Below are 15359 nucleotides of genomic sequence, written 5' to 3' on the forward strand. Positions count from 1 at the left end.
GCTGTCAGTTCCATCCGTGAGCAAAGGGCTGTACCGCTCCCGGAGAGATTAAAATCAGAAAAACCCTCTGGTGCAAATCGGCTGGCCTTGGTGGATGTCTATGTCGTTTCTTGAGTATCTCCATGCAGAACCGCGGCGCGTCATTGTCTTTGATGGCGCAATGGGCACGAATCTTCAGGCGCAAAACCTGACGGCAGAGGACTTTGGGGGCAAGGCGTACGAAGGCTGCAATGAATACTTGGTCATCAGCAAGCCAGAGGCGGTGGCCAAGGTGCATCGGGACTTTTTGGCAGCAGGCGCCGATGTCATTGAAACAAATACCTTTGGAGCCTCCTCCGTTGTTCTCAGTGAATACAATTTGGGCGATCGCGCCTACGAAATTAGCAAGAAAGCCGCCGAACTGGCCAAGTCCGTGGCCGCTGAATTTAGCACCCCCGAAAAACCCCGCTTTGTCGCTGGCTCAATGGGGCCTGGTACCAAACTCCCCACCCTTGGCCACATCGACTACGACACCCTCTACACAGCTTTTCGCGAACAAGCGGCGGGTCTCTTTGATGGCGGGGTTGACCTATTTATTATTGAAACCTGCCAAGACGTGCTGCAAATCAAGGCGGCACTCAATGGGGTAATGGCCGTCTTTCGAGAGCGGGGAGAACGCCGCCCTCTCATGGTCTCCGTGACGATGGAGCAGCAGGGCACGATGCTGGTTGGCTCGGAAATTGGTGCTGCCCTGACGATTCTGGAACCCTATCCCATTGATATTTTGGGACTCAACTGCGCCACAGGGCCTGACCTGATGACGGAGCATATCCGCTACCTCTCGCAGCACTCCCCCTTTGTGATTTCCTGCATTCCCAACGCCGGCTTGCCTGAGAACATTGGTGGTTGTGCCTACTACAAATTAACACCGATGGAACTGCGGCTGGCTCTGACCCGCTTTGTCGAGGACTTTGGGGTGCAAGTGATTGGCGGCTGTTGCGGCACTCGACCGGATCACATTGCTGCCCTTGCCGAAATTGCTGCCACCCTGACCCCCAAGGCGCGATCGCCCCAACGGATTCCCGCGGCTGCCTCGATCTACAGCCCGCAGCCCTACGACCAAGAGAATTCCTTCCTGATTATTGGTGAGCGGCTCAATGCCAGTGGCTCGAAAAAATGCCGCGATCTCCTCAATGCCGAAGACTGGGATGGCCTCGTTGCCCTTGCCCGTGCCCAAGTGCGTGAAGGTGCCCACATCCTTGATGTCAACGTGGACTATGTGGGGCGCGATGGCGTGCGGGATATGCACGAGTTGGTGTCGCGGTTGGTTACCAATGTCACCCTGCCCCTGATGCTTGACTCCACTGAATGGCAAAAAATGGAAGCGGGGCTAAAGGTGGCTGGCGGGAAATGCCTGCTCAACTCCACCAACTTTGAGGATGGTGAACCCCGTTTTTATAAGGTCTTGGAACTGGCAAAAACCTACGGCGCTGGCGTTGTGGTCGGCACGATTGATGAAGAGGGGATGGCACGAACGGCTGAGAAGAAGTTTGCCATTGCTGAACGGGCTTATAAAGCCGCCCTTGACTACGGCATTCCCCCCTACGAGATTTTCTTTGACCCTTTGGCACTGCCGATTTCCACAGGGATTGAGGAGGATCGGGTCAACGGACGTGAAACCATTGCCGCCATTCGCCGTATCCGCGCTGAACTGCCGAACTGTCATATTTTGCTGGGGGTCTCGAATATCTCCTTTGGGTTAAATCCAGCGGCGCGGCAAGTCCTGAACTCGATGTTTCTCCATGAGGCGATGCAGGCGGGCATGGATGCTGCCATTGTCAGTGCTGCCAAGATTCTGCCCTTGGCGAAAATTGAGCCAGAGCACCAAGAAGTGTGCCGTGATCTGATCTATGATCGGCGGCGATTTGAGGGGGACGTGTGTGTCTATGACCCCCTTGCGGAACTGACCCGTCTCTTTGAGGGCAAAACCACCCAACCGGATCGCTCGCAGATGGAGAACCTGCCCATTGAGGAGCGGCTAAAGCGCCACATTATTGATGGCGATCGCCTGGGGCTGGAGGACACCCTCGCCAAAGCCCTTGAAACCTATGCTCCCCTTGAAATTATCAATACCTTCTTGCTCGATGGCATGAAGGTGGTGGGTGAACGCTTTGGCGCTGGGCAGATGCAACTGCCCTTTGTTTTGCAGTCCGCAGAAACGATGAAGGCCGCCGTCGCCTACCTCGAACCCTTTATGGAGAAATCTGCCACGGGGGACACCGCCAAGGGCACTGTCGTTATTGCCACGGTGAAGGGGGATGTCCATGATATTGGCAAAAACTTGGTGGATATTATCCTCACCAACAATGGCTATCGGGTGATTAACTTGGGGATTAAGCAACCCGTTGAAAATATCATCCAAGCCTATGAGGAGCATCAGGCAGACTGCATTGCCATGAGCGGCCTCTTGGTGAAATCCACCGCCTTTATGAAGGAGAATCTGGAGGTCTTTAATGAGCGGAGCATTACCGTTCCCGTGATTCTGGGGGGGGCGGCCCTCACGCCCAAATTTGTCTACGAGGATTGCCGCGCCACTTACCACGGTCAAGTGATCTATGGCAAGGATGCCTTTGCCGATTTGCACTTTATGGATCGGTTGATGCGGGCAAAGGCCGCAGGGCAGTGGGACGATCGCCAAGGATTTTTGGATGGCACAACGGTCTCTCCCCCAGAGGCAGAGGCCACACCGGCGATCGCCCCCGAACCCCCCTCGGTGACTGAACCCGAAACGCCAGAAGTAGTAGATACACGCCGTTCTGAAGCTGTTGCGGTGGAGATTCCCCGCCCCACACCCCCCTTCTGGGGCATTCGTCACCTCAAGGCGGATCAGATTCCCCTTTCTGAGGTCTTTGCCTATCTGGATCTCCAAGCCCTGATTGCGGGTCAGTGGCAGTTTCGCAAACCCAAGGATCAAGACCGTGCCACCTATGATGCTTTCCTTGCCGAGAAGGTCTATCCCATCCTTGAGGAGTGGAAACAGCGCATCCTTGCGGAAAACCTACTCCATCCTGAACTGATTTATGGCTACTTCCCCTGCCAAAGTGAGGGTAACACGGTCTATCTCTACGATCCGCAGCGGGTTGGTGACAAAAGTGCCTGCATCCCTGAGCGGGCGATCGCCCAGTTTACCTTCCCTCGTCAAAAGAGTGGCCGCCGCCTCTGTATTGCCGACTTTTTTGCCCCTGTGGCATCGGGCATCATTGATGTCTTTCCCATGCAAGCGGTGACCGTTGGTGAAATTGCTACCCAAGTGGCGCAGGAGCTATTTGCGGCCAATCAATACAGTGACTACCTCTACTTCCACGGCATGGCGGTGCAAACGGCGGAAGCCCTCGCAGAGTGGTGTCATGCCCGCATTCGCCGTGAATTGGGCTGCACTCCCGATCCAGAGTCGATTCGCGATATTCTTGCCCAGCGCTACCAAGGCTCCCGCTATAGCTTTGGCTATCCTGCCTGCCCCAATATGCAGGATCAATATACGCAACTGCGACTCCTCGAGAGCGATCGCATGGGGATGTATATGGACGAGAGTGAACAACTCTACCCTGAGCAATCCACCACGGCGATCATCTGCTACCATCCCACCGCCAAGTATTTCAGCGTCTAAGCCTCAGCTTTCTGCGTGCTAAAACTAATCATTCAAAAGACGCTGCCATGGGTACACCAAGGGCATCCCCTAAACAGGCACCCAATAATCCATTGACAACAAGCATTCATAGGGAGCAACCAGATCGGATTTTTCAAGAGTTCTCAAGAATTCTTATCACCCTAGGTACCCCATGTTTTAGAAAAGAACTGTCGCGATCGCCCCAATGATAAACTGCAAACGAAAGAGTGTCGGAGATGCCCTCGGTGACGCGCCCAAAAATTATTGTTCTAGATGATGACCCCACCGGTTCGCAAACAGTGCACAGTTGCCTGCTGTTGACCCGCTGGGATGTGGATACCCTCTGTCGTGGCCTCACCGATAGGGTGCCCATTTTCTTTATCCTCACCAATACCCGTGCTTTGCCTCCAGAAATCGCAGCGGAGGTCACGCGCACCGTTTGCTGTCATTTGAAGGCGGCGATCGCCCAAACTGGTACCACCGATTACATGGTTGTCAGCCGTTCCGACTCCACCCTCCGCGGCCACTACCCCCTTGAAACCGATGTGATTGCCGCTGAACTGGGACCCTTTGATGCCCATTTTCTGGTGCCTGCCTTTTTAGAGGGGGGGCGCATTACCCGTGATAGCCAGCACTATCTGCTTGTTGCAGGTCAGCCGGTGCCCGTTCATGAAACGGAGTTTGCCCGCGATTCCGTCTTTGGCTATCACCACAGCTACTTACCCGACTATGTGGCCGAAAAGACCCAAGGGCGCATCCCCGCCGCAGCCGTAGAGCGTTTTGTCCTTGCCGATGTGCGCAATCCAGAGACCCTGCGCAGCCGCTTGAGTCAGTTACAAGGCAATGTCTGCGGGGTGGTGGATGCCGAGAGCCAAGAGGATTTAGACCAATTTGCAGCAGCAGTGCTTGAGCTTGCCAGTCAAGGAAAACGCTTTTTGTTCCGCAGTGCTGCCAGTTTGCTCACGGCCTTAGCGCAGCTGCCGCCCCAGCCCACCCCCCCAGAGGCAATGGCCACCTATTGCCGCCCTGGCCGCTATGGTGCGATTTTGGTGGGTTCCCACGTGCGCAAAACTACTGAACAACTGACCGCTTTGCTGGAGGAACCCGATGTGTTTCCCATTGAAGTGCCCGTGGCTCGATTGCGCGACAGTGGGGCGGCTGAACCTGACATTATCAACGAAGTCTTGGCGGCAGTGGATCAGGCGATCGCCAGTGAGAAAACCCCCGTCATCTTTACCAGTCGTGAGGAACTCACCTTCGCGGATGCAGTGACACGGTTAGCCTTTGGGCAGCGAGTCTCGGAAGTGCTGATGGCGATCGTCCAGCAGTTGCCCGCCGATTTGCGCTACCTGATCAGCAAGGGGGGCATCACCTCCAACGATGTGCTGAGTAAGGGCTTAAACTTAGCCACGGTTCGCCTCTTGGGGCAAGTGATTCCGGGCTGCTCCGTGGTGCGCACGGGTGCTGATCATCCCCGTTTTCCCGCATTACCAGTGGTGCTGTTCCCCGGCAATGTCGGCGATCGCGAGGCATTGCGCATGGTGTATCGTCGCTTTTACAGTCCTTAGTGGATAGCTCAAGCCCTTGCTTTTGTCTAGGAATTTTTACTTAGTGGCTTGAATCTCGCTGAGCTCAGGGTTTAGAATGCAGTTGTAACAATAATAAACAATTTTTAATCTTTCCCGATAAGTGAATGAGTTTAGTCAACACGGTTGGGGTTCGATCAACGGTATGGCGCTGGCTGCTGCCTGTCTTGGTCGTGCTGGTGGTGGGTGGCGGTTGGGGGGTTTCTCTGCTATTGCCCCTGCGGGATCCCTACATTCAATCGGTACGAGCAGCGGTGGGCGATCCGAGTCGCGGCGAGCAAATTTTTATTCTCAACTGTGCGGCTTGCCATGGCATTGATGGCAAGGGCGAAGTGGGTCCTAGCCTTGTGCAGATTAGCCACCGCCGATCGCAAGCAAAGCTCATCCAGCAAATTATTAGCGGCGATACCCCTCCCATGCCCAAGTTTCAAGCCCAACCCCAAGACATGGCCGACCTATTAAGCTACTTGAAGACACTCTAAAACTTTTGACAAAAATCTCACAGGCGAAACCAGTATATTAAATTGAAAATTGTGCTACCAGAATTACGCATTTCGAGCATTCTTTGGTGGGAATGGAAGAAGCCTTTGCGGTGGGCGATCGCGTTCGCCTTGTGGAACTGCCCCCCTATGTGAAAACAGCGGAGCCAATGCCAATGTTGCGTCCCGCCAGTATCCTCACCCTCGGTGAAGAGGGGGTGATCCTCGGCCAGCAACCGGGGAACTATTGGGTCGTGCGCCTAGCGCGGGGTGCCTTTTTGCTGGAAGCCAAGTATCTCAAACGGCTGTAGTGCCTTCGCTGCTATGGCTCCGCTGCTGTCTCTGTGCATGATTGTCAAAAACGAAGCCCATCAATTACGGCGCTGCTTGCAGTCGGTGCAGCCTTGGGTGGATGAAATCATTGTTGTAGACACGGGTTCCACCGATGAGACGATCGCCATTGCCCGCGAGTTTACTCCCCATGTCCATGCCGTTGTCTGGCAAGCGGATTTTGCTGCCGCCCGCAATGCCTCCCTAGCCCATGCAAGCGGGGAGTGGGTCTTTTACATTGATGCCGATGAAGAATTGGTGGTTACAGATCCCCAATGGCGAGACCAGTTGAGCGCTGCAAGTGGGGATGCCATCAATCAGTGGAGTCTGCTGCGCCGTGAACAGGCGAGCGATCGCAACTGGAGTGAGTTTTGGAATGTCCGCTTTGGCCGCCGTTTTCCTGATCTTCACTTTGCCGGGGCACTCCATGAGCAACTGTACTATCGGGAGCGGCAGACAGTGGTGGGTCAGTTGCAGGGGGTCTATCTCATTCACCACAACCAACAGACGCCAGATCAGTTTCTGGCAAAGCTTCGCGATCGCAATATTCCCATCCTCGAAAAAATGGTGCAGCAGGGCGATCGCCGACTGCAAAACTTGGTGTGTCTTGGAGATCACTATGCCGCCTGTGGCGATGGCGATCGCGCCCAAGCTTGGTATGAACAAGCCCTTGAGCAAATTGCCCCTGCCGTGGCACAGGGAATTCTGCCTCAGGAGACGACTTGGCTGCGCCATCTTCTTTTTTGGGTGAGCTACCGTGCCTTTGAGGCCAAGGACTACGAAACGGCTCAGTATTACCTCAGCTATGGCCTACGCTTCTTTGATCGCTATCCACCCCTACTCTATGTTGCTGGACTCCTCATCTTTGAATTGGGCTTGCATCGGGGGGCACTGCCCTACTTTCACCGCTGTTTAGAGCTTTTTGAGCAGGGAACCTACGATCGCGCTGAACCCTTCGATCGCCAGTGGATGACCACCCAACCTGCCTATAGTCTAGGTTTTACCTACATGACCCTTCAGGAGCGCGATCGCGCCATCGCCTATTTTCAAAAGACCCTTGAATTTAACCCTGACTATTCCCCTGCGCAGATGTACCTGCAACAACTGTTGACGGCATCGGCAAATCAAGGGTGATGCGAGTTCCCGCCCCTGCTGCCGAGCGAATCCAGTGCTCAACGCCTTACGGCATCAGAGGTAGAGGCACTAGCTAGTAGAAAGTAGGAGATTAACATGAACGTGCTCAACGCCTTACGGCATCAGAGGTAGAGGCACAGACCAATTAAACCCCCAACTGATTTTTTTAATGTACGTGCTCAACGCCTTACGGCATCAGAGGTAGAGGCACATAACCAAATTTTCGGTTATGCCACTTTGACAGTAGAGTGCTCAACGCCTTACGGCATCAGAGGTAGAGGCACCAGCTGTCTTGGATGCACTCTAACAACACTGCGAAATGTGCTCAACGCCTTACGGCATCAGAGGTAGAGGCACTGGCTATTTTTTACCACGGCAAACAGCTAAATACGTGCTCAACGCCTTACGGCATCAGAGGTAGAGGCACTATAAAACAGGAATTGTACCGCCTCTTTCAAGTACTCTATTAGGTGCTCAACGCCTTACGGCATCAGAGGTAGAGGCACTAGCGTCGTTGTCGTTTGTTTCTGTTGTAGTGTTGTGCTCAACGCCTTACGGCATCAGAGGTAGAGGCACAAGTGGTCACCATTGACGTGCTTCCGTTAGCGCTGTGCTCAACGCCTTACGGCATCAGAGGTAGAGGCACGAGCTTGCTTATTCTAAAAACATTTTTGTGCAAGACAGTGCTCAACGCCTTACGGCATCAGAGGTAGAGGCACACGCTTTTCGATTTTGAGTGTGTATTGCTCAAAAGGTGCTCAACGCCTTACGGCATCAGAGGTAGAGGCACCGCTAAAGGCGCTAGCCTGACCGTTTTAGTACCTTGTGCTCAACGCCTTACGGCATCAGAGGTAGAGGCACCACCACCATCGATCGCCACAACCTTGCCCCACCGTGCTCAACGCCTTACGGCATCAGAGGTAGAGGCACACCAATAACTAAGATTTTCAGTTTTCTAACCTAGGGTGCTCAACGCCTTACGGCATCAGAGGTAGAGGCACAGAAGCAAACGATAACGATGCTATTCCTGCTAACGCGTGCTCAACGCCTTACGGCATCAGAGGTAGAGGCACTTTCTAGATCCAAGGCAAACAGTAAACGAGTTACTGGTGCTCAACGCCTTACGGCATCAGAGGTAGAGGCACATCTAGTTAGACCTGAAAAGTTTTTAGCCAGAGATGTGCTCAACGCCTTACGGCATCAGAGGTAGAGGCACCATTACTTCTGTATATCTTTCTAAAGGTATCTCAATGTGCTCAACGCCTTACGGCATCAGAGGTAGAGGCACAGAACTCATTCTTGCTTGTGCAGAAGCTTCAGAAAGGTGCTCAACGCCTTACGGCATCAGAGGTAGAGGCACCTATACCGCGGGTATACTTGTAACAAGATTCCCCAGTGCTCAACGCCTTACGGCATCAGAGGTAGAGGCACTGTCTGGCTGCCCATCTAGGCGCGTGACTTCCAGAAGTGCTCAACGCCTTACGGCATCAGAGGTAGAGGCACAACTGTCGCGGGAAGCCGAGCCCTCCCAAGAATTGTGCTCAACGCCTTACGGCATCAGAGGTAGAGGCACAGTGTCGGAAAGCCCTACAGCTGCCGGACTTTTCTCGTGCTCAACGCCTTACGGCATCAGAGGTAGAGGCACTGGTTGGTTGGCGCCCCGGAAGTCTCCAGCGTATTGTGCTCAACGCCTTACGGCATCAGAGGTAGAGGCACACGACGCGGGATTTTTGCTGTCCCGGCTCAGTGGGTGCTCAACGCCTTACGGCATCAGAGGTAGAGGCACCATCAATCCAGATAACCTACACTTGCACTTTTATTAGTGCTCAACGCCTTACGGCATCAGAGGTAGAGGCACGCAGACTCGGTATCCATCTGGGCCGGACGTTCCCTGTGCTCAACGCCTTACGGCATCAGAGGTAGAGGCACAGCGGCGCCCTAGAAATGCCTCTAGGACTAGCTTAGCACAGTCACTTTTCAAGCACCTCTGGCACTTGGTTTTTTTGTGACTGTAAAATTTTTAGCCTCGGCCAGTATTCAGTTGTCAATCCCGCTCTGGGGAATAGGTTCAGAGATTTTCAAGCACCTCTAAATCTAACAAAAACTCTCAAACCAAGTCAAGGGGCTATCTTTGAATATCAGCCGTATCAGAGAATATTTGAATCCAGAGGTGCTTGCATGCGCCACAATCTTGGACAAAACTCAGCTGGCATTCTCTGGGGTCTCGCAAATTTTAGTGCTGCTGACCCGTCAGCAAGAGAAAGATTAACTGCTCTTAGCAAAACTGCAAAGCAATTGTCCCAGCGCCTCAGCGTTCTTTCTTGTGCCCCTATTCCAGAAAAGAGCAGGTTGGCAGTTTGTTAGGATCAAGGGGAAGTGAAGCGGTTGAACACTATGGCGCTGCTGGGACAGTCCGCAGTAGAGTTGAAAGCATGGGTCGAAGCCCAAGGGCAGCCTAGCTATCGGGCACAACAACTCCATCAGTGGCTCTATCAAAAGGGGGCGCGATCGCTCCAAGAGATTACAGTTTTTCCCAAACGGTGGCGTGATACCCTCGCAGGAGTAGAGATTGGCCGCTCAGAGATTCGCTATCGCCATGATGCCCAAGATGGCACTGTGAAGCTTCTGTTGACCTTAGCTGATGGCGAAACCATTGAAACGGTGGGCATTCCCAGTGGCGATCGCCTGACGGTGTGTGTGTCTTCCCAAGTGGGTTGCCCCATGGCCTGTGATTTTTGTGCCACGGGCAAAGGGGGCTATCGCCGCAATCTGGCTTGCCATGAAATCGTCGATCAGGTGCTAACGATCCAGAGTGAAATGAGGCGGCGCGTCAGCCATGTGGTGTTTATGGGTATGGGAGAGCCACTCTTAAACTTAGCGGCTGTTATCCCAGCGGTCACCTGCTTGAATCGCGATATTGGCATTGGTCAGCGGCACATTACCCTCTCAACGGTTGGTATTCCCCAACAAATTCAGCGACTGGCACAATATCAGTTGCAAATCACCCTTGCCGTCAGCCTCCATGCCCCCAACCAAGGCCTGCGAGAGCAGCTCATTCCCAGCGCCAAGCACTATCCCCTCAGACAGCTAATTGCCGATTGTCGTGCCTATGTGCAGCAAACGGGGCGCCGCGTCACCTTTGAATATACCGTTCTGGCGGGGGTCAACGATCGCCCCCAGCATGCTGAGGAGCTAGCGCAGCTATTGCGGGGCTTTCAGAGCCATGTCAATCTGATTCCCTACAATCCGATTACTGAGGCAGCCTATCAGCGTCCCAGTGATCAGCAATTGCGACAATTTTTGGCTCAACTGCACGCCTTGGGGGTAACCGCCAGCATTCGGCGATCGCGGGGTCTGGATCGGCAAGCCGCCTGTGGCCAACTGCGCCAAGCCCAACTCAGTGCCTAAAGATTTTTTGCTATCATGATTCTCTAATTCATGTTATTCCTATCACATTTCCTTTTTGAATGAAGCCAGAGCTTTGGTTGATTGCTCCTGTTAGCGCGATCGCCCTCGGTGGTATTGCCACACTGATTCAACCCCAACAACCCTTAGCAACCCTTTTAGGGAGTGGCATCGGTGCCCTTGCGGGTGCGCCCCTCATTGAAAAGAACCAACGCCGTAGCGATCGCCTCATTCGAGACATTCACACCGTCCTCTCCTCCTCCCCAGAGAGCACCGAACTCAAGGCACTGCTGCTGCAAGAACTGGCACAACAACGCCAACAACTCACTGACCTTGAACAGCAACTGCACCAAGCACTTCCTGAAGCCCTGCACCCAATTCACAACGAGATCATGCAGAGGCTGGAAACCCTCAAGGACAATCAAAGGGACGCTGCTGTTAACACGGCGACGGCGCAGCAACTTGAACCGCTCATTGAAGCCATTCATGCCCAGAGTGCGGCTCTGCAAACCATTCAGACACTCCTGCAAAGACCCCAACCCCCAGCAACTGCCCTAAAAACCGCTGTCCTCTACGACATTGAGAACTTAGTCTTTAACCAAGGGCAGCGACTAGACCCCGCCAAAGTGAATGAGCTTGTTTCCCTAGACAACGTTCTGGAGGCAATTAAAAGCACTATTGATCTGGGGGAAATCGCCATCCAGCGTGCCTATGGGAACTGGCAAAATCAAATTCTCCAAGCCCTCAACGCTCAACTGGAGCGATCGCAAATCGAGCGGGTAGGGGTCTATGGTCGCAATCACAATCAGCGTAATGCAGCGGACATTCAACTTGCCCTTGATGCCATTGATCTAGCCTACCAGCATCCCGACATCAATACTTTTGTGCTCATCTCCGGCGATGGTGGCTTTGGCTCCATTGCCCTACGCCTACGGGATTACGGTAAAACCGTGATTGGCTGTGCCTACCGTAATGCCGCCAGTGATAGTTTTCAGCGGGTGTGCCACCAATTTATTTTCCTTGAGAATCCCTTCATTCAGTCCGACCCCGCCACCAATGGCAGAAACGGCACGCCTCCCCCGCGTCAACCCAATCGAGAAAATCGCACCGCGCCATCCTCACCTCGGCGTCTTCCCATTGAGCCGTTGAACTATGAACAAATTCCGCCATCGGCGATTCAACAACGGGAAACTGAAAAACTTTTGGAGCTATTCTCCTACTACACCACTGATGCAACAAGACGGCGAGAATTGGCTAGGGGTATGGTCTTTAATACCGTATTTTTAGAAATGAGATCCGTTGCCCCCCAATTGGATCCGCTGCGATTTGGCTTTTGCAAGCCCTCTGAATTAGTGGCCTACTTAACCACACACCATCAGTTACAAATTGGCGTTGCGGTGAATGGTCAATTGGGTAGAACGATTCTCTGCTGGCGCAATAACCTACCTGAGCGCTACACCCTGCGCACCTCCAGTCCCCAAACCATTCACACCGTCTCGATCTACCGTGGTATCTTTGCCGATGAAGTGGCGGCAGATTTTTTACTGACTCAGGTGGGACAGTGGTTAATTGCCCATCGTCCCCGCAATGCCCCTTTTGAGAGAATGATAAATATTATTCTTGAGCAAGCTCGTCGGCGGCAGCAGCGCATTGGTCAGCAGGGGATTAAGCGGGCGATCGCCAACTATGTCAAAGCGGGCGTTCTAACACGAACAGGGAACACCCTCACCCTCAACCCTGCCATCACGGACTTTTCTAGTTTGGCGATCGAGCTACAAATTCGCTTTCGCCAAGCCGTGGCAGAACGCCTCAGCAAGATTGGTGAAACCATCAATGAGCAGGTCTTTGCCCAAGCGGTTCCCCTCAAGCCTCTACAACTACCGACTGCGAACAACCCAACCTAGGATGCAGATGGTGGCTCAATCTGACTGGGCAGTTCCAGACAGTAGCCAGCCCCATAGACGGTTTTGATATAGCGCGGATTCCGCGGATCCGGCTCTAGTTTTGTCCGCAGGTGGCGGACGTGGACGCGAATAGTTTCAATATCATCATCGGGGTCATAGCCCCAGACTTCCTTGAGAATTTCACTGGGGGAGACCGTTTGGCCATGGCGTTGCAGCAGGCAGTGCAGGAGTTCAAATTCAAGGCGCGTCAGCTTAATAATTTTGCCAAACCAAGAGACCTCAAATCGTTCAGGCACTAGTGTCAATGGCCCATAGCTGAGGATTTCGCGATGGCCTGCCGTGGCGGGAATGCGATCGGCGCGGCGCAAGAGGGCGCGTACCCGGGCCAGCATTTCCTCCAATTCAAAGGGCTTGGTGAGATAGTCATCGGCACCGGCATTAAATCCTTCCACTTTATTATGGGTTTGGCTGAGGGCCGTCAACATCAAAATCGGAATATCTTGAGTACGGGGATCGCGGCGCAGGCGTTGGCAAATTGTAAAGCCATCCACTTGGGGCAACATCAGGTCAAGGAGAATCAGATCGGGAGAGAGTTGCACGGCGAGGGCTTGCCCTTGCATCCCATCTAAGGACTTTGTGACCTCGTAGCCCGCCATTTGCAGGTTAATTGCCAAAACGTCAGCGATCGCAGGGTCATCATCAATGATTAAGATGCGGGGCTTCATAAAATTGACAGTACTCAATCCTCACGGGCGGCCAACTACCGCTTCTGAGAGAATTATAAACATGGCAGCAAAAACCTTAAGACTTTGTTGAGTTTCTTTAGATTTTCTGAATATTTGACACCAATCTAGGGATACAGAACTTACTCTAAAATAAGGGATACCTCCAGCAGATCAGAGGCTATCCTGCATCAACTTGTCCAGTGCTGAGCGTGGCCAATCTATAGGACACTGAACAATCGAGAATTGGCCTAGACCACTTTCTAATCAGCACTTGGCGCAGTCTGAAACCCAGTTCTAGGCTGGCATTACGCGCAGCAAGCTAAACCGGAATTACGTTCATGCCGCGAGCTCTATGCGGTCTTGAGCGGATTTTCTACAAACCTAGGCTATACTTTGGGAATGCAACTTTTGGGCAGAAACGATGATCCTGTCCTGACTTTTGCGAACTGCTCACTCATGTAATGCTGTGGTTTGGATCGAATATGCTTGCTCCCATTCTTGTGGCACAAGCCGCTCTAGCAACTCCACCCCAACATGCATCCACTCTGGTACAGGGATATTCGCTTCGCTCGAATGTTGTTGTCCAAGCCAATACTGTACCCGCCAATCTAAGACCCCCTGAAGTCCCCTCGCCACCTGCGGCAACGGCCTACGTCACACCCACCAATTTTGCCTACTTCCCCCAAGACATTCGTCCTTTACCCGGCAAGTTGGACGATGTCCCCGTGTTTAACAGCAATAGTCCAGAGATGGTGCGCTCTGAGGGGATTCTCCTCTCCACCTTTCCACCCCACGGGAAATGGCAACCGGCGGCTCACCTCAACTATCCCTTAGAGGGGCGCTTTGATGTCTTTGCCCACCACATTACCCAATCCAATCGGGCGGTGAGTACGCCAACCCTCTATTTGGGGCTGCTTGCCTATAACCCAACGGATCGCTATGTCACGGTGAGATTTCATCAAGCCGCTAGTTTTTTAAGTACGCCAGATGCTCCCTTCCGCAATTTGCCCGCCATGCTCGATAACCCCACGGGCTTTGTTTTTTCAGGGCCTGGGAGTCGCGTCACCAACCAAGTGCTGCGGGGGGTACGGCAGACGTTCTTTCCCTCACAGATAACCATTCCCCCTCGCGAAGCGCGGATGCTGGCGAATTTGCCGCTGCCGTTGCCCACTCAATTTCCCAATGCGGTACTCAATCGGGTTCGGGCAGAGTTTATGCTCAATGCCGATGGCAGCGTCGGCCCCAAGTTACCCCTAATCCCGGATACAAATCCCTTTGGTGAGGTCTCCTCCTCCAATGGCCGTTCCACCCTGATGTATTTAGAAAGTAGTGGCCCGATTTACTTAGCGCAAATGTCAATGTTTGCCCGCATGAACGAGCAGGGCACCGAACGGGCACCCACCCTAGAGGAATGGTGGGCAATGCTCCATCGCGGTCAACTGGTTACCCCCCGCGACATTCCACCCACGCCCCCCAATAGTGGTCAGTTTGGGCGCTTCTTTTATGGCCGTGTGGCCGGTGTCAGTCAAGGCTCTCGCTGGCAAGCCACCCTCACCGATGGCCAAACCCATGGACAGGCTTTAACGATTCCGGCACCGGGGCGAGCCATCTCCTATGGCATTAGTACGCTGCACCGCGGCACCCTTGGCACGGGTCAAATTCAAAGTGCCCCCATGTTGGTACGCTATCCAGACACCGCCTACTACGCCCATGGCAATTATGGTGTTCACTATAGTTTGACCTTGCCCTTGGTCAACAATACCCGTCAGTTCCAGTCGGTGGTGCTAACGCTGCAAACCCCTCTCAAACAAGATCACCGCAGTGTCGTCCTCCAATTTTTGGAACCCCCGGCTCCCCAAGTGTTTTTCCGGGGAACGGTGCGTGTTCGCTTTACAGATGATTTAGGACAGAGGCAAGAGCGCTATGTCCATTTGGTACAGCGGCGGGGTCAGCGGGGAGAACCATTAGTGACATTAAATATGCGTCCAGGTGAAAAACGGGATGTTACTGTGGATCTACTCTACCCACCCGATGCCACCCCACCCCAAGTGCTGACAGTAGCGACATTGCTTGGTCCTAGCTATGAGAACACGACTCAAGTGCCGGCCGCTCCCAATTCTTTGTCCCTCACACCCGTGACGACACCCTAG

General features: G+C 53.5%; 9 protein-coding genes and 1 CRISPR repeat array. Of the genes, 8 read left to right on the top strand and 1 reads right to left on the bottom strand.

The window, feature by feature from the left end; translation table 11 throughout:
- Positions 1-94: 94 nt before the first annotated feature.
- The 7 genes from metH to RHK62_RS02320 all read left to right on the top strand — a co-directional run bounded on the left by metH (position 95) and on the right by RHK62_RS02320 (position 12484).
- Positions 95-3646, top strand: a complete 3552-nt coding sequence (gene metH, locus RHK62_RS02290; protein ID WP_310453207.1) for a methionine synthase — start codon at positions 95-97, stop codon at positions 3644-3646.
- 236 nt (positions 3647-3882) lie between these two features.
- Complete coding sequence (locus RHK62_RS02295) at positions 3883-5214, top strand: four-carbon acid sugar kinase family protein (RefSeq protein ID WP_310453208.1); 1332 nt, start codon at positions 3883-3885, stop codon at positions 5212-5214.
- 125 nt (positions 5215-5339) lie between these two features.
- Positions 5340-5714 (top strand): cytochrome c, encoded by a 375-nt coding sequence (locus RHK62_RS02300; protein ID WP_302678739.1) that lies wholly within the window; start codon positions 5340-5342, stop codon positions 5712-5714.
- A 92-nt stretch (positions 5715-5806) separates the two neighbouring features.
- Positions 5807-6022, top strand: coding sequence for a regulatory protein SipA (gene sipA / locus RHK62_RS02305; protein WP_302677217.1), 216 nt, complete (start codon positions 5807-5809; stop codon positions 6020-6022).
- A 13-nt stretch (positions 6023-6035) separates the two neighbouring features.
- Positions 6036-7175 (top strand): glycosyltransferase, encoded by a 1140-nt coding sequence (locus RHK62_RS02310; RefSeq protein ID WP_310453209.1) that lies wholly within the window; start codon positions 6036-6038, stop codon positions 7173-7175.
- Positions 7176-7209: 34 nt separating this feature from the next.
- Positions 7210-9104: a CRISPR direct-repeat array (repeat unit 36 nt; unit sequence GTGCTCAACGCCTTACGGCATCAGAGGTAGAGGCAC).
- Positions 9105-9569: 465 nt separating this feature from the next.
- The gene (rlmN, locus tag RHK62_RS02315) at positions 9570-10583 is read left to right on the top strand and encodes a 23S rRNA (adenine(2503)-C(2))-methyltransferase RlmN (protein WP_310453226.1); all 1014 of its coding nucleotides are present in this window, start codon (positions 9570-9572) and stop codon (positions 10581-10583) included.
- Positions 10584-10642: 59 nt separating this feature from the next.
- Positions 10643-12484, top strand: a complete 1842-nt coding sequence (locus RHK62_RS02320) for an NYN domain-containing protein (protein ID WP_310453210.1) — start codon at positions 10643-10645, stop codon at positions 12482-12484.
- On the opposite strand, the gene RHK62_RS02325 is transcribed toward RHK62_RS02320, so the two are convergent.
- The gene (locus RHK62_RS02325) at positions 12481-13209 is read right to left on the bottom strand and encodes a response regulator transcription factor (protein ID WP_206200901.1); all 729 of its coding nucleotides are present in this window, start codon (positions 13207-13209) and stop codon (positions 12481-12483) included. The two genes, RHK62_RS02320 and RHK62_RS02325, sit on opposite strands and share 4 nt — an antisense overlap.
- Before the next feature lie 482 nt (positions 13210-13691).
- On the opposite strand from RHK62_RS02325, the gene RHK62_RS02330 reads away from it, so the two are divergent.
- Positions 13692-15359 carry a DUF3370 domain-containing protein gene (locus RHK62_RS02330; protein WP_302678743.1) on the top strand — a complete coding sequence of 556 codons (1668 nt, stop codon included), beginning with the start codon at positions 13692-13694 and terminating at the stop codon, positions 15357-15359.

The sequence above is a fragment of the Thermosynechococcus sp. HY213 genome, assembly GCF_031460975.1.
Lineage (GTDB): Bacteria > Cyanobacteriota > Cyanobacteriia > Thermosynechococcales > Thermosynechococcaceae > Thermosynechococcus.